Source organism: Thioalkalivibrio sp. K90mix (assembly GCF_000025545.1).
Classification (GTDB): Bacteria; Pseudomonadota; Gammaproteobacteria; order Ectothiorhodospirales; family Ectothiorhodospiraceae; genus Thioalkalivibrio.
Genome location: NC_013889.1, coordinates 2,378,338 through 2,404,221, shown reverse-complemented (window position 1 = coordinate 2,404,221; position 25,884 = coordinate 2,378,338). Strand labels below are relative to the sequence as shown.

24 protein-coding genes are annotated in these 25,884 nt (G+C 67.8%); 13 read left to right on the top strand and 11 right to left on the bottom strand.

Annotated features, from left to right (window positions below; genetic code table 11):
- Positions 1 to 37: 37 nt before the first annotated feature.
- From TK90_RS11460 to TK90_RS11420, 9 genes are all read right to left on the bottom strand, one after another.
- Entirely contained in the window at positions 38 to 703 is a 666-nt protein-coding gene (locus tag TK90_RS11460) for an OmpA family protein (RefSeq protein ID WP_012983644.1), read from the bottom strand.
- 104 nt (positions 704 to 807) lie between these two features.
- On the bottom strand, positions 808 to 1,656 hold the full coding sequence (aroE, locus tag TK90_RS11455) for a shikimate dehydrogenase (RefSeq protein WP_012983643.1): 849 nt from the start codon (positions 1,654 to 1,656) through the stop codon (positions 808 to 810).
- Positions 1,653 to 2,669, bottom strand: a complete 1,017-nt coding sequence (gene hemB / locus TK90_RS11450) for a porphobilinogen synthase (RefSeq protein ID WP_012983642.1) — start codon at positions 2,667 to 2,669, stop codon at positions 1,653 to 1,655. The genes aroE and hemB overlap by 4 nt, the downstream gene beginning before the upstream one ends.
- 22 nt (positions 2,670 to 2,691) lie before the next feature.
- Complete coding sequence (gene hemF, locus TK90_RS11445) at positions 2,692 to 3,621, bottom strand: oxygen-dependent coproporphyrinogen oxidase (protein WP_012983641.1); 930 nt, start codon at positions 3,619 to 3,621, stop codon at positions 2,692 to 2,694.
- Positions 3,622 to 3,637: 16 nt separating this feature from the next.
- Positions 3,638 to 4,231, bottom strand: a complete 594-nt coding sequence (locus TK90_RS11440; protein WP_012983640.1) for an L-threonylcarbamoyladenylate synthase — start codon at positions 4,229 to 4,231, stop codon at positions 3,638 to 3,640.
- Positions 4,218 to 6,782 (bottom strand): DNA topoisomerase I, encoded by a 2,565-nt coding sequence (locus tag TK90_RS11435; RefSeq protein WP_012983639.1) that lies wholly within the window; start codon positions 6,780 to 6,782, stop codon positions 4,218 to 4,220. The genes TK90_RS11440 and TK90_RS11435 overlap by 14 nt, the downstream gene beginning before the upstream one ends.
- 141 nt (positions 6,783 to 6,923) lie before the next feature.
- A complete protein-coding gene (locus TK90_RS11430; RefSeq protein WP_012983638.1) occupies positions 6,924 to 7,409 on the bottom strand; it encodes a DUF494 family protein in 486 nt (161 codons plus the stop codon).
- The gene (dprA, locus tag TK90_RS11425) at positions 7,406 to 8,539 is read right to left on the bottom strand and encodes a DNA-processing protein DprA (protein ID WP_012983637.1); all 1,134 of its coding nucleotides are present in this window, start codon (positions 8,537 to 8,539) and stop codon (positions 7,406 to 7,408) included. The genes TK90_RS11430 and dprA overlap by 4 nt, the downstream gene beginning before the upstream one ends.
- Before the next feature lie 28 nt (positions 8,540 to 8,567).
- Entirely contained in the window at positions 8,568 to 9,737 is a 1,170-nt protein-coding gene (locus tag TK90_RS11420) for a LysM peptidoglycan-binding domain-containing protein (protein ID WP_012983636.1), read from the bottom strand.
- 144 nt (positions 9,738 to 9,881) lie between these two features.
- On the opposite strand from TK90_RS11420, the gene def reads away from it, so the two are divergent.
- The 13 genes from def (at position 9,882) to msrA (ending at position 24,125) form a co-directional block, all read left to right on the top strand.
- Positions 9,882 to 10,415, top strand: coding sequence for a peptide deformylase (gene def, locus TK90_RS11415; protein WP_012983635.1), 534 nt, complete (start codon positions 9,882 to 9,884; stop codon positions 10,413 to 10,415).
- Entirely contained in the window at positions 10,415 to 11,377 is a 963-nt protein-coding gene (gene fmt / locus TK90_RS11410; RefSeq protein ID WP_012983634.1) for a methionyl-tRNA formyltransferase, read from the top strand. Before def ends, fmt begins: the two co-directional genes overlap by 1 nt.
- A gap of 3 nt (positions 11,378 to 11,380) precedes the next feature.
- Entirely contained in the window at positions 11,381 to 12,736 is a 1,356-nt protein-coding gene (gene rsmB / locus TK90_RS11405; RefSeq protein ID WP_012983633.1) for a 16S rRNA (cytosine(967)-C(5))-methyltransferase RsmB, read from the top strand.
- A 3-nt stretch (positions 12,737 to 12,739) separates the two neighbouring features.
- The gene (locus TK90_RS11400; protein ID WP_012983632.1) at positions 12,740 to 13,309 is read left to right on the top strand and encodes a DUF4390 domain-containing protein; all 570 of its coding nucleotides are present in this window, start codon (positions 12,740 to 12,742) and stop codon (positions 13,307 to 13,309) included.
- A gap of 280 nt (positions 13,310 to 13,589) precedes the next feature.
- On the top strand, positions 13,590 to 15,800 hold the full coding sequence (locus tag TK90_RS11395) for an ATP-binding protein (RefSeq protein WP_012983631.1): 2,211 nt from the start codon (positions 13,590 to 13,592) through the stop codon (positions 15,798 to 15,800).
- Positions 15,797 to 17,176, top strand: a complete 1,380-nt coding sequence (locus tag TK90_RS11390; RefSeq protein WP_012983630.1) for a sigma-54 dependent transcriptional regulator — start codon at positions 15,797 to 15,799, stop codon at positions 17,174 to 17,176. Before TK90_RS11395 ends, TK90_RS11390 begins: the two co-directional genes overlap by 4 nt.
- Before the next feature lie 57 nt (positions 17,177 to 17,233).
- Complete coding sequence (gene trkA / locus TK90_RS11385) at positions 17,234 to 18,613, top strand: Trk system potassium transporter TrkA (RefSeq protein ID WP_012983629.1); 1,380 nt, start codon at positions 17,234 to 17,236, stop codon at positions 18,611 to 18,613.
- 13 nt (positions 18,614 to 18,626) lie between these two features.
- On the top strand, positions 18,627 to 20,081 hold the full coding sequence (locus TK90_RS11380) for a TrkH family potassium uptake protein (protein ID WP_012983628.1): 1,455 nt from the start codon (positions 18,627 to 18,629) through the stop codon (positions 20,079 to 20,081).
- Positions 20,082 to 20,121: 40 nt separating this feature from the next.
- Complete coding sequence (locus TK90_RS11375; RefSeq protein WP_012983627.1) at positions 20,122 to 20,460, top strand: tetratricopeptide repeat protein; 339 nt, start codon at positions 20,122 to 20,124, stop codon at positions 20,458 to 20,460.
- Positions 20,457 to 21,434 (top strand): lipid A biosynthesis acyltransferase, encoded by a 978-nt coding sequence (locus TK90_RS11370; RefSeq protein ID WP_012983626.1) that lies wholly within the window; start codon positions 20,457 to 20,459, stop codon positions 21,432 to 21,434. Before TK90_RS11375 ends, TK90_RS11370 begins: the two co-directional genes overlap by 4 nt.
- Positions 21,435 to 21,449: 15 nt before the next feature.
- On the top strand, positions 21,450 to 22,292 hold the full coding sequence (locus TK90_RS11365; protein WP_012983625.1) for a DNA-formamidopyrimidine glycosylase family protein: 843 nt from the start codon (positions 21,450 to 21,452) through the stop codon (positions 22,290 to 22,292).
- A 25-nt stretch (positions 22,293 to 22,317) separates the two neighbouring features.
- The gene (locus TK90_RS11360; protein WP_012983624.1) at positions 22,318 to 23,478 is read left to right on the top strand and encodes a PQQ-dependent sugar dehydrogenase; all 1,161 of its coding nucleotides are present in this window, start codon (positions 22,318 to 22,320) and stop codon (positions 23,476 to 23,478) included.
- Between the two features lie 11 nt (positions 23,479 to 23,489).
- Positions 23,490 to 24,125: a peptide-methionine (S)-S-oxide reductase MsrA gene (msrA, locus tag TK90_RS11355; RefSeq protein ID WP_012983623.1), complete on the top strand. Its 636-nt coding sequence runs from the start codon at positions 23,490 to 23,492 to the stop codon at positions 24,123 to 24,125.
- Between the two features lie 21 nt (positions 24,126 to 24,146).
- Here msrA and dut read toward each other — a convergent pair whose 3' ends face one another.
- Both dut and coaBC read right to left on the bottom strand, forming a co-directional pair.
- Positions 24,147 to 24,608: a dUTP diphosphatase gene (gene dut, locus TK90_RS11350; protein WP_012983622.1), complete on the bottom strand. Its 462-nt coding sequence runs from the start codon at positions 24,606 to 24,608 to the stop codon at positions 24,147 to 24,149.
- A gap of 19 nt (positions 24,609 to 24,627) precedes the next feature.
- Positions 24,628 to 25,845 (bottom strand): bifunctional phosphopantothenoylcysteine decarboxylase/phosphopantothenate--cysteine ligase CoaBC, encoded by a 1,218-nt coding sequence (gene coaBC, locus TK90_RS11345; RefSeq protein WP_012983621.1) that lies wholly within the window; start codon positions 25,843 to 25,845, stop codon positions 24,628 to 24,630.
- Positions 25,846 to 25,884 lie beyond the last annotated feature (39 nt).

Here is a 25,884-nt window from a genome sequence, read left to right as displayed (position 1 = left end):
GGGCAATCCCCGGCCCGGCCGCGCTGGGGGCCGGCGCTCAGTCCGCGGTCAGCGGGAACAGGGTCAGTTCTACACGCCGGTTCAGCGCTCGGCCCTCGGCGGTTTCGTTGGTCGCGATGGGCTGATGCGGCCCGAAGCCGACGGTGTCGACGCGCACCGACTGGACGCCGCGCCGTATCAGGGCGCGCCCGACGCTCTGAGCGCGCCGTTCCGACAGGTCCATGTTGTACTCGACGCGTCCGGTGATGTCGGTATGGCCGGCGACCTCGATACCGGTCTGGTCGTATTCGGCCAGGACCAGCGCCACCGAGTTCAGCACCTCCTCGAACTCCGGTTTGATGTCGGTGCGGTCGATATCGAAGGTGATGTGCCCGGGCATGTTCAGGATGATGTTGTCGCCGTCGCGGGTCACGCTGACACCGGTTCCCCGCAGCTGCTCGCGCAGCTCGGCCTCCTGGCGGTCCATGTAGTTGCCGATCGCACCGCCGGCCAGGGCCCCGATCCCGGCCCCGATCATCGCGCGCTGGGTGCGGTTGCGGCGGCTGGTGATGCTGCCGACCACGGCCCCGGCAGCCGCGCCGACACCGGCGCCGATGGCCGTGCGCGATACCCGCTCCTCGCCGGTATAGGGATCCGTGGTGGTACAGCCGATGGCGAAGGTCAGAAAACCGACCAGTACCAGAACACCAATGCGCGAGATCATGCTTGCCCCCCAGCCGGGAAGGAACTCCCGGGTTTCAGTCTGCGCCCACGGGCGCGCTCGGGAACAGGATTGCGCCGTTGCTTGAACGGAAGGTGAACCGGGCGTCAGGCCGTGTCGTTTTCGTGACGCAGTTGGCGCAATACCGGGGTGGTGTCGGGGTGGATGCCGCGCCAGGTCGCGAAGGCCTCGGCGGCCTGCTCGACCAGCATGCCCAGGCCGTCCGACGTCTGCCGGCAGCCAGCATCCCGGGCCCAGTCAAGGAACCGGGCCGCACCGGGGCCGTAGACCAGGTCGTAGGCCAGGCTGTCCGGGTGCACCAGCGTCGCGGGCAGGTTCAGGCCCGCGTCGGACAGGCCGGCGGCGGTGGCGTTGATGACCAGATCGAACGGGCCGGCGGGCAGGGCGTCGAGGCCGCAGGCGGAGAGCTCGGTATCGATCGCCAGGTCGGCGAAGTCCTCGGCCAGTGCCTCGGCCCGCGCCGCAGTGCGGTTGGCGATCACCAGCTGTGCGGGGTGGCGCTCCAGCAGGGGCTGCAGCAGCCCGCGGGTCGCGCCGCCGGCCCCGAGGATCAGGATGCGCCGGCCGGGCACCTCGCCACCCAGGCGGTCGAGGTCGCGGCAGAAGCCGATGCCGTCGGTGTTGTCGCCGTGGAGCTGGCGCTCGTCGTCGCGCCAGAGGGTGTTCACGGCGCCGGCGCGCCGGGCGCGGTCGGTCAGGACCCGGGCCAGGGCGAACGCCTCTTCCTTGAACGGGACGGTCACGTTCAGGCCGCGGAACCCGGAGGAGAACCATGCCCAGACCTCCTCGGCGAACTGCCCCGGGGTGCCGAGCAGGGCCTCGTAGGTCAGGTGCTGCCCGGTCTGTTCGGCGAATAGGGCATGGATGCGCGGCGACAGCGAATGGCGGATCGGGTTGCCGACCACGCCATAACGATCGGGGCGCGGCTCGCTCATCGGGCCGCGTCCTCCGTCAGCCATTCGGCCACGGTGCGGGCGTAGTAGGTGAGGATGCCGTCGGCCCCGGCGCGCTTCATGCCGGTCAGGGCCTCCAGCACGCAGGCGCGCTCGTCCAGCCAGCCGCGTTCGGCGGCGGCCTTGAGCATCGCGTACTCGCCGGAGACGTGATAGACGAAGGTCGGGCGCTGGAACTCGTCGCGAATCCGGCGGACCACGTCCAGGTACGGCATCCCCGGCTTGACCATCACCATGTCGGCGCCCTCGGCCAGGTCGAGCGCGACCTCGTGCAGGGCCTCATCGCCGTTGGCCGGGTCCATCTGGTAGGTCTCCTTGCCGCCCTTGCCCAGATTGCTGGCCGAGCCCACCGCATCGCGGAACGGCCCGTAGAAGGCCGAGGCGTACTTGGCGGAGTAGGCGAGGATGCGCGTGTGCACGTGCCCGCCATCTTCCAGCGCGGTGCGGATCGCGCCGATGCGCCCGTCCATCATGTCGGAGGGGGCGACCACGTCGGCCCCGGCCGCGGCATGCGACAGCGCCTGCTTCACCAGCGCCTCGACGGTGATGTCGTTCACCACGTAGCCGTCATCGTCGATGATGCCGTCCTGGCCGTGGGTGGTGAACGGGTCCAGGGCGACGTCGGTGATCACGCCGAGCTCGGGGTGGGCCTGCTTCAGCGCGCGTACCGCGCGCTGGGCCAGGCCCTCGGGGTTCCAGGCCTCGGCGGCATCCAGGCTCTTCTTCTCGCCCGGGACCACCGGGAACAGGGCCAGCGCCGGGATGCCGAGGCGCACGGCGGCGGCCGCCTCCTCCAGCAGCAGGTCGATGCTGACGCGCTCCACGCCGGGCATCGACGGCACCGCCTCGCGCACCCCTTCGCCCTCGGTGACGAACACCGGCAGGATCAGGTCGTCCGCGCGCAGGTGATGCTCGCGCATCAGGCGGCGGGAGAAGGCGTCGCGGCGCATGCGGCGCGGACGGCCGGCGGGATAGGGGGCGATCGGTGCGGTCATGCGGGTCGTCCTTGTTGGTGGGTCAGCCGGCGGACTCGGCCAGCCAGTCGCGCGGCTTCAGATAGCGCTCGTAGAGTTCGGCCTCGGGCGTGCCGGCCTCCGGCTGGTAGTTGTATTCCCAGCGCACCAGCGGCGGCAGCGACATCAGGATCGACTCGGTGCGCCCGCCCGACTGCAGGCCGAACAGGGTACCGCGGTCGTAGACCAGATTGAACTCGACATAGCGCCCGCGCCGGTAGAGCTGGAACTGGCGCTCGCGCTCGCCGTATTCGGTCGCGTGGCGACGCTCGACGATCGGGCCATAGGCATCCAGATAGGCATTGCCGACGCTCTGCATGTAGCCGAAGGCGTGCTCGAAGCCGCCCTCGCTGAAGTCGTCGAAGAACAGCCCGCCGACGCCGCGCGGCTCGTCGCGGTGCTTGAGATGAAAGTACTCGTCGCACCACTGCTTGTGCGCCGGGTAGAGGTGCTCGCCGAACGGACGACAGGCGGCCTCGGCCGTGCGGTGCCAGTGGATGCAGTCCTCGTCGAAACCGTAGTACGGGGTCAGGTCGAAGCCGCCGCCGAACCACCAGATCGGCTCCTCGCCGGGCTTCTCCGCGATGAAGAAGCGCACATTCGCGTGCGAGGTCGGCACATACGGGTTGTGCGGGTGGATCACCAGCGACACGCCGGTGGCCTGGAACGAGCGTCCGGCCATCTCCGGGCGGTGCGCGGTGGCCGAGGCCGGGAGGTTGTCGCCCATCACATGGGAGAAGTTGACCCCGGCCTGCTCGAAGACCCGCCCCTCGTGCATTACACGGGTGCGGCCGCCGCCGCCGGCCGGGCGTTCCCAGGCGTCCTCCTGGAAGCGGGCCTGGCCGTCCAGGCCCTCGAGACCCTGGCAGATGCGGTCCTGCAGGCCCTGCAGGTAGTCGATGACACGGTCGATGGAGACGTGGTCCTGGCTCATGCTGCGTCCCGGTTGGTTATTCGTGGGTATCCGGCGCGCCCCGGAGCCAGGCCCCGGTGCGGGCATCGCGGATCGTGCTGGGTGCGGTGCGCCCGCCACATTCTGCCTGCAGGATCGCGTCGATGCCCGCCCCGAGCTGCGTGTTCACGCAGTCCCAGGTGCGGCAGGGCTCTATGCCCGCGCGGTTGGCGCTGGTGGAGACCAGGGGGCTGCCCGCGGCCGCGCACAGCGCGCGCGTCTCCGGGTGGGCGGTGACGCGTACCGCGAGGCTGTCGTGTTCGCCGCGCAGCAGCGGCGGGCAGGCATCGGTGACGGGTAGCAGCCAGGTGGTCGGCCCAGGCCAGCTGGCGTCGATCTCGGCCCGGCGTTCGGCCGGTAGCGGCGCCAGCCAGGGCGCGAGGCGATCCAGCCGGTCGGTGACCACAATCAGTCCCTTGGTGGCCGGGCGGCCCTTGATCTCGAGGATGCGATCGATCGTCCGGGGGTCATCCGGGCGGCAGCCAAGGCCGAAGACCGCCTCGGTGGGGTAGGCGACCACGCCGCCGTCGCGCACGCACTGCGCGACGGGCTCGATCTCGGGGGTTAGCAGCGGTTGGCTATTCGGATCCACGGTCGCCGGAGGGCTGGGCACTCAGGCGGCTGTCGCCGCTGCCGGATTTCGCGCTACCAGACTTGGCGGTCGAAGCCTTCTTCGCCGGGGCCTTCTTCGACGTGCTCGTCTTCTTTGCGGTGGCCTTTTTCGTGCCCGTCTTGCTGGCGGCCTTCTTGGTGGTGGCTGCCTTTTTCGTGGTCGTCTTCTTTGCGGTCGACGACTTGGAGGCGGTCTTCCCGGAGGACTTGCCGGTCGACTTGGCCGCCCCCTTGCGGCCGCGGCCCTTGCGTTCCGGGGCGGCGGCGATCAGTTCCTGGCACTGTTCCAGCGTCAGGGACTTGGGATCGGTCTCCTTGGGGATCTTGGCGTTCTTGTTGCCGTCGGTCACGTAAGGGCCGTAGCGCCCGTTGAGGACCTGGATGCCCTCTTCGTCGAAGCTCTTGATGAAGCGTTCGGCGTCCTTCTTCTTCTTCTCGGCGACGATCTCCAGCGCGCGCGGCAGCTCGATGGTCCAGACGTCGTCGTCCGGGCCGAGGGAGGCGTACTTGGAGCCGTACTTCACGTACGGTCCGAAGCGGCCGATGTTGACCATCACCGGCTCGCCCTCGGGCGTCTCGCCGAGGTCGCGCGGCAGCTTGAATAGCTCCAGCGCCTCGTCGAGGGTGATTTTGTCCATCTTCTGCCCGGGCAGCAGGCCGGCGAAGCGCGGCTTCTCCTCGTCGTCCTTGGTGCCGATCTGCACGATCGGGCCGAAACGGCCCAGGCGCACGCTGACCGGGCGTCCGCTCTGCGGATCGGGGCCCAGTTCGCGCGACTGCACGGCCTCGGCGCGAGTGACGTTTTCTTCCTTCTCCTTCACCCGGTCGCGGAAGTCGCCCCAGAAATCCTCCAGCACCGGGACCCAGTCCTTCTCGCCGCGCGAGATCGCGTCCAGCTCGTCTTCCAGCTTCGCGGTGAAGTCGTAGTCCACGTAGCGGTCGAAGTGCTGGGTCAGGAAGCTGTTCACGATCCGGCCGGTGTCGGTCGGGATGAAGCGCTTGCCGTCCATCTCCACGTACTCGCGCGACTGCAGCGTGGAGATGATGCTGGCGTAGGTGGACGGACGGCCGATGCCGTATTCCTCCAGCGTCTTCACCAGGCTGGCCTCGGTGTAGCGCGGCGGCGGCTCGGTGAAGTGCTGGTCGGCGGTGACCTCTTCCAGCTGGACCGTGTCGCCCTCGGCCATTTCCGGCAGGCGCTTGTCCTCGTCGTCATCCTGCGCGTCGTCGCGGCCCTCCTGGTAGACGGCGATGAAGCCGGGGTCGACCAGGGTGGAGCCGGTGGCGCGGAACTGGTGTCGGCTGTCACCCGGGACCAGGTCGGCGGCCACGGTGTCGAAGGTCGCGTGGATCATCTGGCAGGCGACGGTGCGCTTCCAGATCAGGTCGTACAGCCGGGCCTGGTCACTGCTCAGGCGGGCGCGGACCTCGTTCGGCAGGCGGCGCACGGAGGTCGGGCGGATAGCCTCGTGGGCCTCCTGCGCGTTCTTCGACTTGGTCTTGTACTGGCGCGGGCTGTCGGGGACGTTGTTGGCGCCATAGCGCTCCTCGATCAGGCCGCGGATCTCGCCAATCGCCTCGCCGGCCAGGGCCACCGAGTCGGTACGCATATAGGTGATCAGGCCGATCGCGCCGGAGCCCAGATCGATCCCCTCGTACAGCTGCTGCGCGGTGCGCATGGTGCGCGATGCGGTGAAGCCCAGCTTGCGCGAGGCCTCCTGCTGCAGGGTCGAGGTGGTGAACGGCGCGGCCGGGTTGCGGCGGCGCTGCTTCTTCTCGACCTTGGCGACACGCAGCTCGCCGTTCGCGGCCTCGGTCAGGCGCTTCTGGGCGTCATGTGCGAGTTCGGCGCTGTTCAGGTCGAACTGGTCCAGCTTGTTGCCGTCCAGGTAGGTCAGGCGCGCGGTGAACGGCTGCTCCTGGCGCTCGACCTTCGCATCCAGGGTCCAGTATTCGCGCGGGACGAAGGCCTCGATCTCGTTCTCGCGCTCGCAGATCATGCGCAGTGCCGGGCTTTGCACGCGCCCGGCGGACAGGCCGCGCTTGATCTTGCGCCACAGCAGCGGGGAGAGGTTGAAGCCGACCAGGTAGTCCAGCGCGCGGCGCGCCTGCTGGGCATCGATCAGCGGCTTGGCCAGGTCGCGCGGTTCCTCGATCGCCTGCTGGATCGCCTTCTTGGTGATCTCGTGGAACACGACCCGATGCACGCCACGATCGTCTAGCAGGCCGCGGTCACGCAGCACCTCGTAGAGATGCCAGGAGATTGCCTCGCCTTCACGGTCGGGGTCAGTCGCGAGGATCAGGTCATCGGATTTCTTCAGAGCCTTGGCGATCGCCTCGATCTGCTTTTCGCTGCGCTCGATCACGTCGTACTTCATGCGGAACCCGTTTTCCGGGTCCACCGCCCCTTCCTTGGGGACCAGGTCGCGGACATGGCCATAGGAGGCCATGACCTGGTAGTCCGGGCCGAGATATTTTTCGATGGTCTTGCCCTTGGCGGGCGACTCTACAATGACGAGGTGCTTGCTCATGTCGCTCGGGACCGTCTCCGTGGCAGCGGGTTCCGTATCGGGGCGATCGCGGTCGCATGGCAGCGACCGGGTTCACGGGCGCTAAAGACTAGAGGAGGAAAACGCCCGTGGCTACCGCATTGTCTGCGGAGGACGGTGGACTCAGTGCAGATAATCCACGGCCGACGGGCCGGCATCGTCGCGCATCACCTCTTCCAGGCGGGAATAGGCGATCGCATCGTCGGGCTGGTTGAACAGCACCATCAGCACCACCCAGCGCAGCTGGTCGAGGTCGATCTCCTCGGCGTCCAGTTCCATCACGCGGTCCAGTACCAGCTCGCGGGTGCCGGCGGTCAGCAGCCCGTTTTGCTCCAGGTGCAGCAGGAAGCCGTGCGCCTCGGTGTCCAGGCGCTTGCGCTCTTCCGGGGCATAGATGCGCTGGGCCGCGCTGTCGCCGCCGCGACCGGTGAGGGGGGCCTCGCTCATCAGGCGATCCAGCCAGCCCAGGGCGCGGTCGATCTCGGGGCGGGCGAAACCGGCCTCCACCAGGTGGCGTTCCAGTTCCGCGCGATCCGGCTCCTCGTCGGATTCCTCGTCCATGGTGTGCTCGAACAGGTACATGAGCACATCCAGCACGCTTTCGTTCATGATTCAGGGGATCCTGCGTCGAGGCGCTGGTAGCGCCCGTGGTCGAGGGCGGCCACACGGCCGTTGAGTTCCAGCAAAACCAGCATGGATGAAAGGCGCTCGATGGTCAATTTGGTGCGATCCCGCAGGGTTTCCAGCGGGATCGGGTCAAAACCCATCGCGTTCAGCACGCGTTCCTGCTCCGGATCCAGTGGCTCCCGGGCCGGTTCCGGTGGTGTGCTGGCTGTCTCCCCGGGGGCGACGCCGAGCCAGTCCGCCAGGTCTTCCAGCACCTCGTCGGCCGATTCCACGAGTTGCGCCCCATCACGGATCAGGCGATGGCAACCTCGGCTGACCGGGCTCAGTACCGAGCCCGGCACCGCGTAGACCTGCCGGCCCTGTTCCGCCGCCAGGCGGGCGGTGATCAGCGATCCGCTCTTCAGTGCGGCCTCGACCACGACCGTGCCCAGGGCCATGCCGCTGATCACCCGGTTGCGCTGCGGGAAGTTGCGCGCCAGTGGGCGCGTGCCGGTTGGCCACAGCGATACGACCAGTCCGTGATCCGCGATGCGGTGGGCGAGGCGACGATGCTGCGCCGGGTAGATGCGGTCGGGGCCGGTCGCGACGACTGCGATCGTGCGGCCACCGGGGGCAGCCAGGGCGCCCTCGTGGGCCACCCCGTCGATGCCGCGCGCCAGGCCGCTGGTCACCACCACGCCGGCACCGGCGAGCTCGCGCGCGAACTCCCCGGCCAGGCGTTCGCCCTGCGGCGTGCACTCGCGTGCGCCGATGATTGCGATTTGCGGCCGATGCAGCAGGCTCGGGTCGCCGTTCAGGTACAGGACCGGGGGCGGATCGGGGATTTCGGCCAGTAGCGGCGGGTAGTCGGGGTCATCCCGGCATAGCAGGTGGTGCCGCTCGTCCTGGTCGAGCCAGGCCTGGTCGGCATCGGCGGCTGCCGTGCGGGCCGCCGGGTCGATATTCAGCTCGACGCCGTGATGGCGCCATTCGCTAGGAGAAGCGGCCAGGGCGGCGCCGGGACCGCCAAAGGCCTCGACCAGATGCAGCAGGCGCTGGTGGCCGAGCCCCGGGGTGTTGATCAGTTCCAGCCAGGCGCGCTGATGCGTCGCCCGGTCCCAGTCGTCGGTCATCGGTGGTGCGGATGCCCGTGCGAGCGGATCAGTGCGACGGATGGCGGACCTTGTCACCCTCGCGCAGGGTGCGGTCGGACTCCGTGACCAGGATGTAGGAGACCTTCTCGAAGGTCTGGAACACCATCACCGTTCCGACCGATTCCTCGGGCAAGGTCACGACCTCGTTCGCCCGGTCGCTGATCGGGTCGCGAACCTGGCGGCCGGCGGTGTAGGCGGTCATCACCTGGCCGTTCTCGATGCCGTCACGCTCGCCACGGTTGATGATCGCAGCCTGGAGCTGGCCGATCTGGCTGATCGCGTCGAACAGGGAGATGATCGTGCCCTCCAGGTCTTCTGGCGGACGTCCGATCTCGAACAGCATGTCCTGTTCATCGGCATAGGGGACCAGGCGGTCGCCACGGATGGCTTCGCGCTCACCCTTGCGGATGTTTGCGCGTGCCACGTTGCCGGGCTCGACGATCTCGGCCTCGCCAATCGGCAGGGTCGCAATGCCCAGGTTCTCGCCGGTGTCCGGGTCCACCAGCTCGCCGTCACGACGCACGATGTGATAGAGGTCGTATTGCTGGGTGTCTTCGGCATTGCGCACGTAGACGCGGTCGCCCGGGCCGAAGATCACGCGCTCATCCTGCGAGGCCAGGATGTAGGGGGCGTTGTCCAGCGTCTCGTCGTCCAGCACCTGCGGACGGAACATGAACGACTGCAGCGTGGAGATCGGGGTCGCATCCTCATCGCGATCGACTACGCGAATCTCGGGCGACAGACGCTTGGTCGGGCGAACGCGCGGGCCGCCATCCACGGTGATGCGCGGTTCGCCGTCCACGTAGTAGATGCTGAGTACGTCGCCCGGATAGATCAGATGCGGGTTCTCGATCTCGGGGTTCACCAGCCAGATCTCCGGCCAGTACCACGGATCGCGCAGGAACATCGCGGCGATGTCCCACAGGGTGTCGCCCTCGCGGACCACGTAGCGTTCGGGAGCGGATTCGCGGATCTCGGGTTCCGGCTCCGGGGTCTCGGCGGCCCGGTCGGTTTCGCGGGAGGTGTCCTCGCTGCGGGCCGTTTGTGTGGCCTCGGTGTCCTCGGCGGTGGCAGCCCCCTCTTCGGTCTGGGTGGCTGCGCAGGCGCCGAGCAACAGCGTTACACTGAATAAAATGCCCGGCAGAACGAAGGTCGTGGTCGCCCTGGTCTTGTACATTGCTGTCCCCTGTCAGATCCGCGCGCTCCCCGAGCCTTCTTTTGCTTTAGCCCGGCCCCATGCGGATGACGCAATTCCGCGGATATTGCGGTCCAACGTTAGCAGAATTGCGGCATCTGTACAGTACAAAGTTTGAGGTTTTTCATGGCCAAGCGCGAAATACTGCATTTCCCGGATCCCCGCCTGCGCCTGAAGGCGGAGCCGGTCGAGACGGTGGACGACGAGATCCGCACCCTGGTCGACGACATGCTGGAAACGATGTACGACGCGCCGGGCATTGGTCTGGCGGCCACCCAGATCAACGTGCAAAAGCGGGTGCTGGTCGCGGATGTTTCCGATGACCAGAGCGAGCCGCATGTGCTGATCAACCCCGAGATCCTCGAGACCTCCGGCGAGGAGGAGATGGACGAGGGCTGCCTCTCGGTGCCCGGTTTCTACGAGAAGGTACAACGCGCGGATCGTATCCGCGTGCGCGCCCTCGGTCGCGATGGCGAGCCCTTCGAACTCGACATCGACGGCCTTTTGGCCGTGTGCATCCAGCACGAGATCGACCACCTCGACGGCAAGCTGTTCGTGGACTACCTCTCCAGCCTGAAGCGCAACCGCATCCGCAAAAAGCTGGAGAAGCAGGGCGCGCGGACTGGCGCGGGAGACAAGGCCGCGGCGCCCGCCGTCTGATGACGCAAAGCGACAAGGATGTTCCAAGGCCGCGCGTGGTCTACGCTGGCACGCCGGACTTCGCGGTCCCCGCGCTGGAGGCCCTGATCGAGTGCGGCCCGCGGCCCGTGGCCGTGTACACCCAGCCGGATCGCCCGGCGGGGCGTGGGCGTCAGCTGCGTCCGAGCCCGGTCAAGGTCGCCGCCGAGGCGGCCGGTATCCCGGTGCGGCAGCCGGAATCCCTGAAATCGCCCGAGGCCCAGGCCGAACTGGCCACCTGGCGCCCGGATATCCTGATCGTCGCGGCCTACGGGCTGATCCTGCCGCGCGCGGTGCTGGAAATCCCCCGCCGGGGCGGGCTGAACATCCACGCTTCGCTGTTGCCCCGCTGGCGCGGCGCCGCACCGATCCACCGCGCGATCCTTGCCGGCGATTCCGAGACCGGGGTCTGCCTGATGCAGATGGCGCCCGGCCTGGACACGGGGCCGGTGCACGCCTGTCGCTCGACCCCGATCACGGCGACGACGACCACCGGCGAGCTGCACGACACGCTGGCCACACTGGGCGCCGAGCTGCTGCTGGAGTGGCTGCCCGAGATCCTCGCGGGGCGTTCGCAGCCGGAACCCCAGGACGATGCCGACGCGACCTACGCGCACAAGCTGGAGAAGAACGAGGCCTGGCTGGACTTTGCCCGCCCGGCGGTGGAACTGGATCGCCAGGTGCGGGCCTTCAACCCCTGGCCGGTCGCCCAGGCGCGCTGGGGCGAGCAGGTGATCCGCGTGCATGCCGCGCGCCCGCTGCCCGGCCCGGCGGACCCGGAGCCGGGCACCATCCGCGCCGCGGGCCGCGACGGGGTGGAAGTCGGCACGGGGGAGGGCCGGCTGCGTCTGGAGACCGTGCAGCTGCCGGGCAGGCGCCCGGTTGCGGCCGCGGACTGGGCCAACACTACGGCGCTGGCGGGGCAGCGCCTCGCGGGGCGCTAGGCGATGGCAGGCAAGCGCGCCGGACGCATCGTACCCTCGCGGGTGGACTCGCGCTCCCCGCGCCAGCGGGCGCTGGAGGCGGCCGAGGGGGTCGTACTGCAGGGGCATTCCCTGACGCGTGCGGTCGAGCACGCAACCGAGGGGCTGAACGCCCGCGACGCGGCCTGGGTGCAGGCGCTGGCCTACACTACGCTGCGCTGGTATCCGCAGCTGTCGGCGCTGGTGAACGGGTTCCTGGAGCGCCCGCTGCGCAAGAAGGACGCGGTGATCGGTGTGCTGCTGGCCCAGGGGCTGGCCGAGCTCATGCATTTCTCCACCCGGGACCACGCGGCGGTGCGCGAGACCGCGGAGCTGGCGAGGGCCATCCATCGCCCCGGTGCGGTGGGGCTGATCAATGCGGTCCTGCGGCGCGCGCAGCGCGAGCAGGATGCGCTGGAGGCGGCAGTCCGGGAAGACCCGGCGCTGCGTTTCGCCGTTCCGGAATGGCTGCTGGAGACGATCCGCGCCTCCTGGCCCGACGACTGGGAGACGTTGCTGGAGGCGGCCACCCGTCCCGCACCCATGACCCTGCGCGTGAACCTGTCTCGCACCTCGCGCGAGGAGGCCCTTCAGGCGCTGGTCGCGGCGGGACACCCGGCACAGGCGCATCCTCAGCTGGAGGCGGCCCTGACCCTGGACGAACCCGCCGACGTCGCCCAGCTGCCCGGTTTTGCCGAGGGCCGGCTCTCGGTGCAGGACGCCTCCGCGCAGTGGGCGGCGGTGCTGCTCGATCCGCAGCCGGGCGAACGCGTGCTGGACGCCTGCGCGGCCCCGGGTGGCAAGACCGGTCATCTGCTGGAACGGGCGGGTGGTGATCTCCAGCTCACTGCGCTGGACAGCGACGCCGAGCGCCTGGTGCAGGTGCGCGAGAACCTCGACCGCCTGGGCTTCGCCGCGCAACTGACCGCGGCCGATGTCGCCGATCCCGACGCCTGGTGGGATGGTCGGCCCTTCGATGCGATCCTGCTCGATGTCCCCTGCTCGGCGACCGGGGTGATCCGGCGTCACCCGGACATCAAGACCCTGCGCCGTGCCGACGACATCCCGCGCCTGGCGGCGGAGCAGGCGCGCATTCTGGAGGCCGCCTGGGGGCTGCTGCGCCCTGGCGGGCGCCTGCTGTATGCGACCTGTTCGCTCCTGTCGGAGGAGAACGACGCGGTGGTCGCAGGCTTTCTCGAGCGGATGCCGGATGCCCGAGCGCTGGAGCCCGAGGGTGGTCCACCGATCGCCGGCGCGCACGCACGCTCGGTCGGCTGGGCGCTGCCGCTGGGCCTGGAAGGCGGCGATGGCTTCTACTACGCGTTGTTGACAAAGGATTAGGACATGCGCGCGGGGCGGTCGCCGATCGGATTGCTGCTGGCGTGGTCGCTTGTGCTGGCGCTGGTCCCGGGTGCGGCGCAGGCCCTGGAGATCCGCGACGCCCGGCACATGTGGATGGACGATGACACCCTGCTGGTGCGCCTTGTGCTCGACATGCGACTGCCGCAGGTGCTGGAGGACGCGCTGGCCAACGGGGTCACGCTGGAATTCGAGGCCGAGGCCCGGATCGAACGGGATCGCTGGCTGGGGCGGGAGTCCGTGCAGCACGAGACACGCCGGGTCAAGCTGCAATACTTTGCGCTGAACCGGTATTACCTGGTAACCGACGTGAACGACGACCGGATGGAGCTCAAGCCGACCCTGGGCGATGCCCTGGAGTATGTGGCCCGTCGACTCGGGCGCCTGCCGATGCATGGCGTCCCGGGGGCGGTGCGCGAGCGGCCGGAGGATTACAACATGGCCGCGCGGCTGTTGCTCGTGTATTCGGCGCTGCCCCTGCCGCTGCAGCTGGATGCCGGTCTGCGCGGTGACCTCACCACCCGGCGGGAGTGGCATCGATGGTCACTGGATTAGGGAAACGCTGGTCAATGTACACGCCCGCTGCTTCGTCGCTTTTGCGTGCGAACAAGGCGCGGCGACTGCCGTGCAGTCATTCTGCACAAGGGAGCCGCAACGCCGTTCCCGCGCCCGTTTTTGTCAATAACGGGCGGCCGAGCCCCTTGAGGTTGGCAACCCAGGTTTCCCGATCCCGCGTTGCGCCCCGAATCCATCAAACACGGGCGGATAGAACCACTACCCCCTGCACGACGCGCTTTGTCTCGGAAAACCTGGGTTACCAACGCGAGTGTGTACATTGATCAGCGTTTCCCTAAGACGCTTCCCATGGGGCCTGCTGGGCATGGGCCTGCTGTTCCTGCTGCTGCTGACCTCGCTGGTGGTCATGGGCGGGGCGGCGCAGGACCAGGCCCGCTTCGAGCAGCTGTTCCTGTGGCTGCTGGTATTCCACGCCGCGATCCTGCTGGTACTGGGTGGCCTGATCGTCCACCAGGTCGTCCGCATGGTTGCTCAGTATCGCCAGGGCGTTCCCGGCAGCCGCCTGACGCTGCGGCTGGTCGGGGGGTTCATGCTGGTCGCGGTGCTGCCGGTGTCGGTCGTCTATTACTTCTCCTTCGAGTTCCTGAACGAGGGCGTGGATTCGTGGTTCGACGTGCGCGTGGACTCTGCGCTGGAGGATGCCCTGGAGCTGTCGCGTTCGTCGCTGGATCTGCGTGTGCGCCAACTGGCGACCGAGACGCAGGAGATGATGAGCGAGCTGGAAGGGGTCTCGGAGGGCCTGGTTCCGCTGGCGTTGAATGACTACCGCCGTCAGGTTGGGGCCCAGGAACTGACGCTGGTCGGCTCCAACAACCGCATCATTGCCTCCTCCACCGACAGCCCGATCCGCCGCCTGCCCAGTCCCCCGGGGGCCGATATCCTGATGCGCGTGCGCCCGGAGCAGCCGTATTCGCGCCTGGAACCGCAGACCGACGGCTCGCTGGTCATCCGTGTGGTGGCTACCACCAGCAGTCGAAGGCCGGGGGCGGAGAACCGCATCCTGCAGGGGATCTACCCGGTCGACCCGCGCATGTCGGCCCTGTCGCAACGCGTGGAGGACGCCTTTGCCGGCTACCGCGAGTTCGCCTACCTGCGCGGCCCGATCATCCAGGGCTTTATCTTCACCCTGTCGCTGGCGCTGGCGATCTCGCTGATGGCGGCCCTGTGGGCCGGGCTGCTGGTGGCGCGGCGCATGGTGCGTCCGATCTCCGATCTGGTGCAGGGGACACGGCTGGTGGCCGCTGGCGACTATTCCACCCGGCTCGCGGTGCAGCGGGCGGACGAACTGGGCTTTCTGGTGCAGTCGTTCAACGCCATGACGCGCACGTTGAACGAGGCGCGTGACGAGGCCGAGCGCAACCGCCGCCTGCTGGATGCCGAGCGCGCCTACCTGGAGAGTGTCCTGCAGCACCTGCGTTCCGGCGTGCTCGCGCTGGATGGCAGTCTGCGCCTTCGCACCGCGAACGAGGCCGCCGGCCAGATCCTGGAGTGCGACCTGCAGGGCGCCCGTGCGCGTCCGATCTCCGAGCTGGGCGCCGAGTGTCCGCTGGTCGGGCAGTTTTTCGAGGCGATCAACGATGCCCTGGCGCGCCAGGAAGACGAGTGGTCGCGGCAGGTCGTCGTGTTTACCCGTTCCGGGCGCAAGGTGCTGATGACGCGTGCCGTCTGGCTGCCAACCTCGGGCTCCAGTCGCGGCCTGCACGCGATCGTGTTCGATGACATGACCGAGTTCCTGAAGGCGCAGCGCGATGCCGCCTGGGGCGAGGTGGCCCGGCGTCTGGCACACGAGATCAAGAATCCGCTGACCCCGATCCAGCTATCCGCCGAGCGTCTGTCGCGCCGGTTGGGCAAGGTCCTCGACGGGGCCGACCGCGATGTCCTGGATCGCGCGACCGGCACGATCATCCAGCAGGTGGAGGCGATGAAGACGCTGGTCAACGCCTTCCGCGATTACGCTCAGGCCCCGCGACTGGAGCTGGGATCGGTGGACCTGAACCAGCTGATCCAGGATGTCTGCGAGCTGTATGTCGATTCCGACGGCCATTCCCGTGTGCAGACCGACCTCGAGCCGGATCTGCCCGGGATTCGGGGCGACGCCGGACGCCTGCGACAGCTGCTGCACAACCTGATCAAGAACGCGCTGGAGGCCGGCAAAGACCAGGAGGCCTTCGTGGTGCATATCGCCACTGCCTATCTGGACGATCCGACTGGGCCGCATATCGAGCTGCGGGTGACCGACACGGGCCCGGGGATCAAGCCCGAGCTGCTGGAACGCATCTTCGAGCCCTACACCACTGACAAGCCGCGTGGAACCGGTCTCGGTTTGGCGGTCGCGCAGAAGATCGTCGAGGAACATGGCGGCATGATTGAGTGCCATAATGAACCGGCGGGCGAAGGTGGGGCGGTTTTCCGCATTCGCATCCCGGTCGAACATACCCCGCAGGCCCTGGCCCACGAGGAACCGGAATGAGCGAACCGTACGTACTGGTCGTCGACGACGAACCGGATATCCGGATGCTGCTGCAGGATGTCCTCGAGGACGAGGGCTACCAGGTGGCGCTGGCCGGCTCGGTGGCCGAGGCCAAGGCCCAGCGGCGCAGCCGCCGCCCGGATCTGATCCTCCTCGATGTCTGGATGCCGGATGGCGACGGGATCTCCCTGCTCAAGGAGTGGGGCGACGACGAGGGTCTGCCCTGTCCGGTGGTGATGATCTCCGGCCACGGCAACGTGGAGACCGCCGTCGACGCCACGCGGCTGGGCGCCTACGACTTCATTGAAAAACCGCTGTCGATCGACAAGCTGTTGATCACGCTCAACAATGCCCTGGAGGCCGCCCGCCTGCAGCGCGAGAACGTGGGCCTGAAGCGCCATGCCGGCACGGTCGCCGATCCGGTCGGTGGCAGCGCGGTGATGGTGAACCTGCGCGACCAGGTGCAGCGCATGGCGCAACACGACACCTGGGTGCTGATCACGGGCGAGCCGGGGGTAGGCAAGCAGACCTTTGCCCGGTTGCTGCATGCGCGCAGTGCGCGGCGGGACAGCCCGTTCATCGTAGTCTCGGTCGGTTCGCTGTCGGGCGACGAGGCCGTGGCCGAGCTGTTCGGCAGCGAGCAGGGCGATCGCGTGCGCTATGGCTTGCTGGAGCAAGCCGCCGGTGGCGTGCTGTTCCTCGACGAGGTCGCCGAGATGGACATGCAGACACAGGGCCGGCTACTGCACGCCCTGGACACCCAGCGCATTACCCGGATCGGGGGCGATCAGCCGATCAGTGTCAATGTTCGGGTGATCGCCGCCAGCCAGCACGATCTCGGCGAGGCGGTGGAGCAGGGCCGGTTTCGCGAGGACCTGTATTACCGGCTGAACGTCCTGCCACTGGCGATCCCGCCGCTGCGCGAGCACGCGGAGGACATCCCGGAGTTGCTGGACTACCATATGCGCCATCTGCATCAGCAGGAAGGCCTGCCGATGCGGCTGTTCCAGCGCCCGGCGCTGGAGCGGCTGCAGCAGTATCAGTGGCCCGGCAACGTGCGCGAGCTGCGTAACCTGGTGCAGCGACTGATGATCCTCGGCTCCGGTGACGAGATCACCCGCGACGAGGTCGAGCGCACCCTGACCGGCCAGCCGCAGCGCGGTGAGGAGTTCGAGGATGGGGCACTGGCGATCCCCGACCTGCCGCTGCGCGAGGCGCGCGAGCAGTTCGAGCGCGAGTATCTGATCCAGCAACTGGAGCGCTCGGAAGGCAACATGACACGGCTGGCCGAGCGGGTGGGGCTGGAGCGCACCCACCTCTATCGCAAGTTCAAGGCACTGGGCATCGATCCAAAACGGGTGAAGGCCGACGGCTGAGAGGCCAGCCTTCGTTTCCCTGGCACGATGCCCTGACATCTCCGGGACGGGAGACGCATGAAGCACATCATCATCCTCGGCGCCGGGCAGGTGGGCCAGTCACTGGCCGAGGCCCTGAGCGCCGACGGCATCGACATCACCATCGTCGACGCCCGCGCCGAGCGCCTGGCCGAGCTGGAGGACCAGTTCGACATCAAGACGGTGAACGGCTTCGCCTCGCACCCCAGCGTGCTGGAGGCCGCCGGGGCGCAGGATGCCTCGATGGTCATCGCGGTGACCGACTCCGACGAGGTGAACATGATCGCCTGTCAGGTCGCCTCGACCCTGTTCAATGTCGAAACCAAGATCGCCCGTGTGCGCTCGCGGGACTACCACGAGACCCCGGAGCTGTTCGCCCAGGACGCGATGCCGGTGGACATGCTGATCTCGCCGGAGGCGATCGTCACCCGCCACATCCACCGCCTGATCGAGCATCCGGGCTCGCTGCAGGTACTGGAGTTCGCCGAGGGGCTGGTCTCGCTGGTCGGTGTGCGCGCCTACTACGGGGGGCCGCTGGTCGGGCACGAGCTGAAGAATCTGCAAAGCGACATGCCGGGCATCCACACGCGGGTGGCGGCGATCTTTCGCAAGAACCGCTCCATCCAGCCGGATGGCGACACCGTAATCGAGGCCGACGACGAGGTCTTCTTCGTCGCGGCGAAGAAGAGCATCCGTGCGGTCACCTCGGAGCTGCGCAAGCTGGAAAAGCCGTACAAGCGCATCATGATCGCCGGTGGCGGCAATATCGGCGAGCGCCTGGCGGAGACGCTCAGCAAGCGCTATCGGGTCAAGGTGATCGAGCGCGACCCGGACCGCGCCGACCACCTGGCGCGCTCGCTGCCCAGCAATGTGCTGGTCCTGCATGGCGACAGTGCGGACGATCGCTTCCTCGAATCGATCGGCATCGAGAACAACGACGTCTTCTGTGCGGTGACCAATGACGACCAGGCGAACATCTTTGCCGGCATGCTGGCCAAGCGCTGGGGCGTGCGCAAGGTGATGTCGCTGATCAATCGCCCGAGCTATGTGGATCTGCTGCAAAGCGGCACCATCGACGTCGCGATCTCGCCGCAGCAGGCGACGATCAGCGCACTGCTGGCGCGCGTACGCGAGGGTGGCACGGCCACCGTACACACCCTGCGTCGCGGCGCCGCCGAGGCCATCGAGACAGTCGTGAATGGTGATGCGCGTACCTCGCAGGTGGTGGGTCGGCAGATCGAGGAGATCGATTTCCCGGAAGGCACGAGCGTGGGTGCGGTGGTGCGCGGCGAGGATGTCATCATTCCGCACCACGACACCGTGATCGAGGCGGGTGATCACGTGATCCTGTTCCTGACCGACCGGCGCAAGGTCAAGCAGGTGCAGCGCCTGTTCCAGCCCTCCGCCCTGTTCTTTTAGGGCTCCCTGGCCGATGCTGCATCTCGCATCCACTGCCCGCTTGCTCGGGGTTCTGCTGACCCTGTTCAGCCTGACCATGCTGCCCCCCGCGGCGATCGGATTTCTCTACGGCGAAGCCACTGCCTGGGTGTTTCTCCAGGCCTTCGCGCTGCTGCTGCTAATTGGCGGGATCCTCTGGGGTTCGCTGTACAAGGCGCGCTGTGATCTGCAGGTACGCGACGGCTTTATCCTTGTCGTGCTGTTCTGGCTGGGGCTGGGGATTGCCGGGGCGGCGCCACTGGTGCTGGACCCCAACCTGCCAGTCTCGTTTACCGACGCCGTCTTCGAATCCATGTCCGGGCTCACCACGACGGGCGCGACGGTGCTCACCGGACTGGATGATTTGCCGCGCGCGATTCTGTGGTATCGCCAGCAACTGCAGTGGATGGGGGGCATGGGGATCATCGTGCTGGCGGTCGCGATCCTGCCGCTGCTGGGCGTGGGTGGGATGCAGCTGTTCAAGGCCGAAACCCCGGGCCCGATCCGTGACAACAAGCTGACCCCGCGCATCGCGGAGACCGCGCGCAATCTCTGGTACATCTATCTGGGTCTGACCGTGGCCTGTGCATTGGCCTACTGGGCCGCCGGGATGGAGGCCTTCGATGCGGTTGCTCACTCCTTTACCACGGTGGCCATCGGCGGTTTCTCGACCTACGATGCCAGTATTGGCCACTTCAATTCGGTGGCGATCGAGACGGTCGCGATCGCGTTCATGATCCTTGGCGGGATGAACTTCGCGCTGCACTTTCTGGTGCTTCATCGCGCAACCTGGAAGCCCTATCAGCGGGACGAGGAGTTGCGTACCTACCTGCTGCTGCTCGGTTCCGCTGCCGTAATTGTGGTCAGCTACATGCTGTGGAGTGGTTTCACCGACCAGGCGGGTGACGCCCTGCGCCGCGGGGTGTTCCATGTCGTTTCCATTGCGACCACCACGGGTTATGCCACCGATGCCTTCTATCTGTGGCCGGGGTTCCTGCCGGTCCTGCTGATTTTCCTGTCCTTTATCGGTGGCTGCACCGGGTCCACCGGTGGCGGGATGAAGGTGGTGCGCGTACTGCTGCTGGTCAAGCAGGGGCTGCGCGAGATCAAGCGCCTGATTCATCCGCATGCGCGCATTGCGGTCAAGGTGAACGGTAAAGAGGCGCCGGACCGGGTGGTTCAGGCGGTCTGGGGCTTTCTCGCCGCCTACGTGATGGTGTTCGTGGTGATGATGCTGGCGCTGATGGCCTCCGGGCTCGATCAGGTGACCTCGTTTTCCGCGGTCGCGGCGACGTTGAACAATCTGGGCCCGGGGCTGGGCGAGGTCGGGCCCAACTTTCAGTCGATCAACGACTTCAGCAAGTGGGTGCTGGTGCTGGCGATGCTGATGGGGCGTCTGGAAATCTTTACCGTGCTGGTGCTTCTGTCGCCGGCCTTCTGGCGGCGTTAGCCTGCAGTAACTGAATGGCACGCGGCGATGGAGGTGCCCCATGAGTGACATGATCGAACGCTTCCAGAACATGCTGGATGGCGGACAGGATTCCGCGATGCTGCGTTTCTCGCTGGGCAATGCCCTGGCGACCGACGGCCAGAAGGAGGCCGCGATCCCGCATCTGGAACGCGCGTTGGAGTTGGATGGCGGGTATTCCGCTGCATGGAAGCTGCTGGCCAAGACCTTGGTCGACCTGGAGCGTTCGCAGGCCGCGCTGTCGGCCTGCGAACGCGGCATTGCCATCGCCACCGAGAAGGGCGACCTGCAGGCGGCGAAGGAGATGGAGGTCTACGCGAAACGTGCTCGCAAGCAGCTCGATGCGGGCGGGAGCGCATGAGTGAGAAGACCGGGGAGACCCGTTCAGGCAAAGAGGCGGGCGCCTATCAGGCCCCACTGACGGCCGCGCATTTCGCTCCGCGTTACTGGGGCAGCTGGCTGCTGCTGGGTGTGGCCTGGGTGCTGCAGGAGATGCCGCGCCCGGCCGTGCACGCACTGGCCCGGGGACTCGGGCGGCTGATCCGCCGGGCGGCCGGGCGCAGCCGCGCGGTGGTGCAGCGCAACCTCGAGCTGTGCTTTCCCGACATGACCCCGGCCGAGCGCGAGCAGCGCATGGAGGCCTATTACCGCTACCAGGCGCAGACGGTGCTGGACTACGGACTGCTGTGGTTCGGCAAGCCCGGCCAGCATGCTACGCGTATCCGTATCGAGGGGCTGGAACACTACGAGCGCCTGCAGGCCGCGGGTACTCCGGTGATCATCCTCGCCCCGCACTCGCTGGCGCTGGATTACGGCGGCGTGCGCATGAGCCAGATGCACGACGGCGTCTCGTTCGCCAAGCCGATGAAGAATCCGGTGCTGGAGTGGATCAATCACCGCAGTCGCACGCGCTACTCGGGTGACATCTTCGCCCGCGAGCAGGGCCTGCGTCCGGCGATTCGCCAGTTGCGCCGCGGCCGTTTCTTCTACTACCTGCCGGACGAGGATCTGGGCGCGGAAGGCGCAGTGTTCGTCGATTTCTTTGGCGTGAAGAAGGCCACGCTGACGGCGCTTGGTCGCCTGGCGCGCATGTCGAAGGCGGTCGTGCTGCCCAGCTTCGCCTGGTACGACAGCGCCCGCGACCAGTACGTGATGCGCCTGTGGCCTCCGCTGGACGACTTCCCCAGCGACGACGAGTCGGCGGACGCACGCGCCATGAACACGGCCATCGAGCGCGGCATCGAACAGGCCCCGGCCCAGTACCTGTGGTCCATGCGCCTGTTCCGCACCCGCCCCGAGGGCGAACCCCCGCTCTACCCCAGCCGCAAGCGCTGATCTCCGCTTCCCGCGATGCCCGAGGGCGATACCATCCACAAGCTGGCCCGGGTGCTTGGTCCGGCGTTGGCTGGTGCCCCCCTGGAGTCGGTGGCGACGCGCGCGCGGCGCGGTGCGGTACTGGTGGAGCATGGGGCGATGACCGTGCGTAGGGTGAGCGCTCGTGGCAAGCATCTGCTGATCGCGCTGGAGGATGCCGCGGGCCGGGCCTGGCGCCTCCGCACGCATTTGGGGATGTACGGGACCTGGCACCAGTACGCGCCCGGGGCGGCCTGGCACAAGCCGGACCATCAGGCCTGGGCCGTGCTGCGCCTGGCGGACCGAGTGCTGGTCTGTTTCCATCCGCGTGAGCTCGCCTGGCAGTTATTGTCGGAGGGGCGAGCCGATCCGGAGCGACTGGACGCGCGGGTAGGGCCGGATCTTCTGGATGCGACTGTGGAGCTGGATGAGGTCGTCCAACGCATCCGCACGAACTGTGATCCCGCGCGGCCGATCCTGGATGTACTGCTCGATCAGTCGCTGGCGGCGGGCATTGGCAACATCTACAAGTCGGAGGTGCTGTTCCTGCAAGGCCGGTACCCGCTGACGCCGGTCGGCGCGATCACGGATCGCGACTTGCTGGATATCTACTGCGATTCCGCACGTCTGTTGCGACGCAACCTGAAGCCAGGGCCGCGCATTACGCGCGCGCGGGCCGAGACGGACGAGTACCTGCATGTGTACGGGCGTGGGGGCCAGGCCTGCCGGACGTGCGGGACGCCAGTGGAACGGGCGTTACTGGGCGAGCACCTGCGCGCCACCTACTGGTGCCCCTCCTGCCAGCCGGGGAACCTCGACAGGCCCCGCGACCACCAATAACCAGGTTTCAGCGGAGGAGCGCAACATGACAGCGCATGCATGGACCCCGGGTCGCCTGCTGGCGGCGCCCCTGTTTGGCGGCCTGCTGGTGGCCTGCGGGGGCTCGGCCGGGATCGCGGCCGAGGAGTTCTCCGCCGCGGATGGCGAGTTGCGGGGCGAGGTGGTGCAGCAGGGACTGAACCACCCCTGGGCGATCGCCTTCCTGCCGGATGGCGGTGCCCTGATCAGTGAACGCCCGGGGCAGTTGCGCCACTTCCCGGATGTGTCGAACTTCGAGGGGCGTGGCGATCTGGTGTCCGGCCTGCCGGACGACCTGGTTGCGCAGAACCAGGGCGGGCTGCTGGATCTCGCACTGCACCCCGAGTTCGAGGACAACGGTTGGCTGTACTTCACCTACTCCGCCCAGGCCGATGGCGGCCAGACCACACGACTCGCCCGAGGCCAGTTTGCCGACGGCACACTCGAGGATGTCGAGATCCTGTTCTCCGCCGAGCCGGCCACGCGTGGCGGGCGCCACTTTGGCTCGCGCATCGTGTTTGACGCGGATGGTTACGTCTACGTCAGCGTCGGCGACCGTGGCGACCAGGACCGCGCTCAGAAGAAGGACGACCATGCCGGCAGCATTGTGCGCCTGCATGACGATGGCTCGGTGCCGGACGACAACCCGTTCGTGGACGCGGACGGCGCGCACCCCGAAATATGGGTGATTGGCGTGCGCAATCCGCAAGGCATGGTCATGGACCCCGAGACCGGCACCTTCTGGCAGAACGAACACGGCCCGCGTGGTGGCGACGAGGTGAACATCATCGAGCGCGGCCTGAACTATGGCTGGCCGGTGATCTCGCATGGCGAGGCCTATTCCGGTGGCCCGATTGGTACCGGAGAGTCGGAGAAGGAGGGTATGGAGTCCGCCATACACTACTGGACACCGGCCATCGCCCCATCCGGGATGGCGATCCTGCGCGATCCGGCCCTTGCCGACTGGGATGGCGATCTGCTGGTGGGCGGTCTGCGCGGCCAGACCCTGCGCAAGCTGACCTTCGAAGATCGCGAGCTGGTGGAAGAGGTGGATCTGCTACCCGATCTCGGTCGCCGCATCCGCGATGTGCGCGTGTACGATGGCGCAATCTGGGTGCTGACCGATCACAACCCGGGCGAGCTGATCCGGCTCACCCCGACCGACTGAAGGAACGCGTAATGTTCGCATTTTCCGACCCGCGCCTGCCCGCGCCCGAGGAGGCCTTGCCAGGGCGTGATGACCCCCTGCCGGTCCCGCCCCGTCACATGGTGCTGGGTACGCCGCTTGCGCCCCCGTACCCGGATGGCCTGCAGGTGCTGCATGTGGGCATGGGCTGTTTCTGGGGGGCGGAGCGCTTGTTCTGGCAGACCGACGGCGTGTACTCGACCAGCGTGGGCTACGGTGGCGGCTACACGCGCAACCCCACCTACCGGGAGGTCTGCTCCGGGCAGACCGGGCATACGGAGCTGGTGCGCGTGGTGTTCGACCCGAATCGGGTCGCGTTGGAGACCCTGTTGCGGGTGTTCTGGGAGGGGCACGACCCGACCCAGGGTATGCGCCAGGGCAACGATGTCGGGACCCAGTACCGCTCCGCGATTTACGTGGACTCGGCCGAGCAGCAGGCGGCTGCCGAGGTCAGCCGCGAGCGCTATCAGGCCGCGCTGGACGCCGCAGGGCGCGGCCCCATCACCACGGAGATCCAGCCGCTGGATGCCTGGTACTTCGCCGAGGACTACCACCAGCAGTATCTGGCCAAGGTGCCCAACGGATACTGCGGCCTGGGCGGGGTGGGTGTGCCGTATCCCTCTGGCTGACGGATCGATGCGCTGCGGTCGTTATCCGCGACCGGAGGAACCGAAGCCGCCTATGCCGCGTGCGGTTTCCTCGAAGTCCTCGACCACGTGGAATTGCGGCTGGACCACCGGTACGATGACCAGCTGCGCCAGGCGTTCCCCCACCTCCAGCGTGTAGGCGTTCGCGCCTCGGTTCCAGCAGGAGACCATCAGCGGGCCCTGGTAGTCGGCGTCGATCAGGCCGACCAGGTTGCCCAGCACCAGACCGTGCTTGTGGCCGAGCCCGGAGCGCGGAAGGATCATCCCGGCGTAGCCCGGGTCCTCGATATGGATCGACAGGCCGGTCGGGATTAGCTCGGCTGCGCCGGGTTCCAGTGTCAGCGGGGCGTCGATCATCGCGCGCAGGTCCACCCCGGCGGAGCCGTCTGTAGCCGGTGCGGGCACCGGGAAGTCCGTGCCCATGCGCGGGTCGAGGATCTTCAGGTCAATCTCGGGGACGGGCATCCGGTTTTCCTTTCCAATATCAGTCGGTTTCACGTTCGGCCAGACGTTCGATGACTAGGTCGATCAGTGCCCGGGCCAGCTGCGTCTTGGGCTGGTTCGGCAGGGTGCGTTCACCGCCTTCCCAAATGCACAGCAGTTCGTTGTCGGCGGTGCCGAAGGCGAGGCCCTCGCCCACGCGATTGGCCGCGATCAGGTCGACAGCCTTGGTGCGACGCTTGGCCTCGGCGTGTTCGCGCAGTTGCTCGGTTTCGGCTGCGAAGCCCACCAGGAACGGGCGCCGGGGGAGCGTGGCCGCGTGGCTTGCGGCCTCGGCCAGGATATCCTCGGTGCGCTCCAGCGTGAGGTTCAGTACCGGAGCGGCCTTCTTGATCTTCTGCGTCTGCGCTTCGGCCGGGCGGTAGTCGGCCACCGCCGCCGCGGCGATCAGGATGTCGGTTTCGGGCAGACGTTCCATTACCGCCGCGTGCATCGCGGCGGCGGTCTCGGTGGCCACGCCCTTGATCCCGGCGGGCACGGCCTCGGCCGTGGGGCCGTGTACCAGCGTCACGCGGGCGCCGGCCTCGCGCGCGGCCGCGGCCAGGGCGAAGCCCATGCGCCCGGAACTGCGGTTGCCGATGAAGCGGACGGGGTCGATCGGTTCAAAGGTGGGGCCGGCGGTGATCAACACGTGCCGTCCCGCCAGGGGGACGTCGGCCGGCTGCAGCAGTTCGCGCGCGATCGCGGCCGGCTCGCGCAGGCGGCCCTCGCCCTGTTCGCCGCAGGCCTGGTCGCCACTGTCCGGCCCGATCAGGGTTACGCCGCGCTCGACCAGGGTCGCGATATTGGCCTGTGTGGCCGGATGGGCCCACATGCGGTGGTTCATCGCCGGCGCCAGCGCGACCGGTGCGGTGGTGGCCAGCAACAGGGTGCTCAGCAGATCGTCCGCCAGGCCCTGGGCAAAACGTGCGATCAGGTTGGCGCTGGCCGGGGCGACCACGATGCGCTCGGCCCAGCGCGCCAGCGCGATGTGGTCCATGCCGGATTCGGCCTCGGCATCCAGCAGCTCGGTGCGCACCGGCGCGCCGGAAAGGGCCTGGAAAGTCAGCGGGGTTACGAAGGCCTGGGCGCCCGCGGTCATCACCACACGCACCTCGCAGCCGGCGCGCCTCAGTTCGCGCACCAGCTCGCAGGCCTTGTAGGCGGCGATGCCGCCGCTGACGCCGACCAGTATCCGTGGCTTGGAATCGTGTTCCGTCATGCGGCGGATTCTACCCCTTAAGGAGACGCTGATTAATTC

Bases quoted from the DNA above. Each gene is read 5' to 3' on its own strand.
- rsmB (WP_012983633.1), top strand. From the start codon at position 11,381: ATGGCAGGCAAGCGCGCCGGACGCATCGTACCCTCGCGGGTGGACTCG.
- TK90_RS11430 (WP_012983638.1), bottom strand. From the start codon at position 7,409: ATGAACGAAAGCGTGCTGGATGTGCTCATGTACCTGTTCGAGCACACC.
- hemB (WP_012983642.1), bottom strand. From the start codon at position 2,669: ATGACCGCACCGATCGCCCCCTATCCCGCCGGCCGTCCGCGCCGCATG.
- coaBC (WP_012983621.1), bottom strand. From the start codon at position 25,845: ATGACGGAACACGATTCCAAGCCACGGATACTGGTCGGCGTCAGCGGC.
- TK90_RS11370 (WP_012983626.1), top strand. From the start codon at position 20,457: ATGAGTGAGAAGACCGGGGAGACCCGTTCAGGCAAAGAGGCGGGCGCC.
- TK90_RS11400 (WP_012983632.1), top strand. From the start codon at position 12,740: ATGCGCGCGGGGCGGTCGCCGATCGGATTGCTGCTGGCGTGGTCGCTT.
- dprA (WP_012983637.1), bottom strand. From the start codon at position 8,539: ATGACCGACGACTGGGACCGGGCGACGCATCAGCGCGCCTGGCTGGAA.
- TK90_RS11435 (WP_012983639.1), bottom strand. From the start codon at position 6,782: ATGAGCAAGCACCTCGTCATTGTAGAGTCGCCCGCCAAGGGCAAGACC.
- TK90_RS11420 (WP_012983636.1), bottom strand. From the start codon at position 9,737: ATGTACAAGACCAGGGCGACCACGACCTTCGTTCTGCCGGGCATTTTA.
- dut (WP_012983622.1), bottom strand. From the start codon at position 24,608: ATGCCCGTCCCCGAGATTGACCTGAAGATCCTCGACCCGCGCATGGGC.
- def (WP_012983635.1), top strand. From the start codon at position 9,882: ATGGCCAAGCGCGAAATACTGCATTTCCCGGATCCCCGCCTGCGCCTG.
- TK90_RS11380 (WP_012983628.1), top strand. From the start codon at position 18,627: ATGCTGCATCTCGCATCCACTGCCCGCTTGCTCGGGGTTCTGCTGACC.
- aroE (WP_012983643.1), bottom strand. From the start codon at position 1,656: ATGAGCGAGCCGCGCCCCGATCGTTATGGCGTGGTCGGCAACCCGATC.
- TK90_RS11365 (WP_012983625.1), top strand. From the start codon at position 21,450: ATGCCCGAGGGCGATACCATCCACAAGCTGGCCCGGGTGCTTGGTCCG.
- TK90_RS11390 (WP_012983630.1), top strand. From the start codon at position 15,797: ATGAGCGAACCGTACGTACTGGTCGTCGACGACGAACCGGATATCCGG.
- fmt (WP_012983634.1), top strand. From the start codon at position 10,415: ATGACGCAAAGCGACAAGGATGTTCCAAGGCCGCGCGTGGTCTACGCT.
- hemF (WP_012983641.1), bottom strand. From the start codon at position 3,621: ATGAGCCAGGACCACGTCTCCATCGACCGTGTCATCGACTACCTGCAG.
- TK90_RS11375 (WP_012983627.1), top strand. From the start codon at position 20,122: ATGAGTGACATGATCGAACGCTTCCAGAACATGCTGGATGGCGGACAG.
- TK90_RS11460 (WP_012983644.1), bottom strand. From the start codon at position 703: ATGATCTCGCGCATTGGTGTTCTGGTACTGGTCGGTTTTCTGACCTTC.
- trkA (WP_012983629.1), top strand. From the start codon at position 17,234: ATGAAGCACATCATCATCCTCGGCGCCGGGCAGGTGGGCCAGTCACTG.
- msrA (WP_012983623.1), top strand. From the start codon at position 23,490: ATGTTCGCATTTTCCGACCCGCGCCTGCCCGCGCCCGAGGAGGCCTTG.
- TK90_RS11360 (WP_012983624.1), top strand. From the start codon at position 22,318: ATGACAGCGCATGCATGGACCCCGGGTCGCCTGCTGGCGGCGCCCCTG.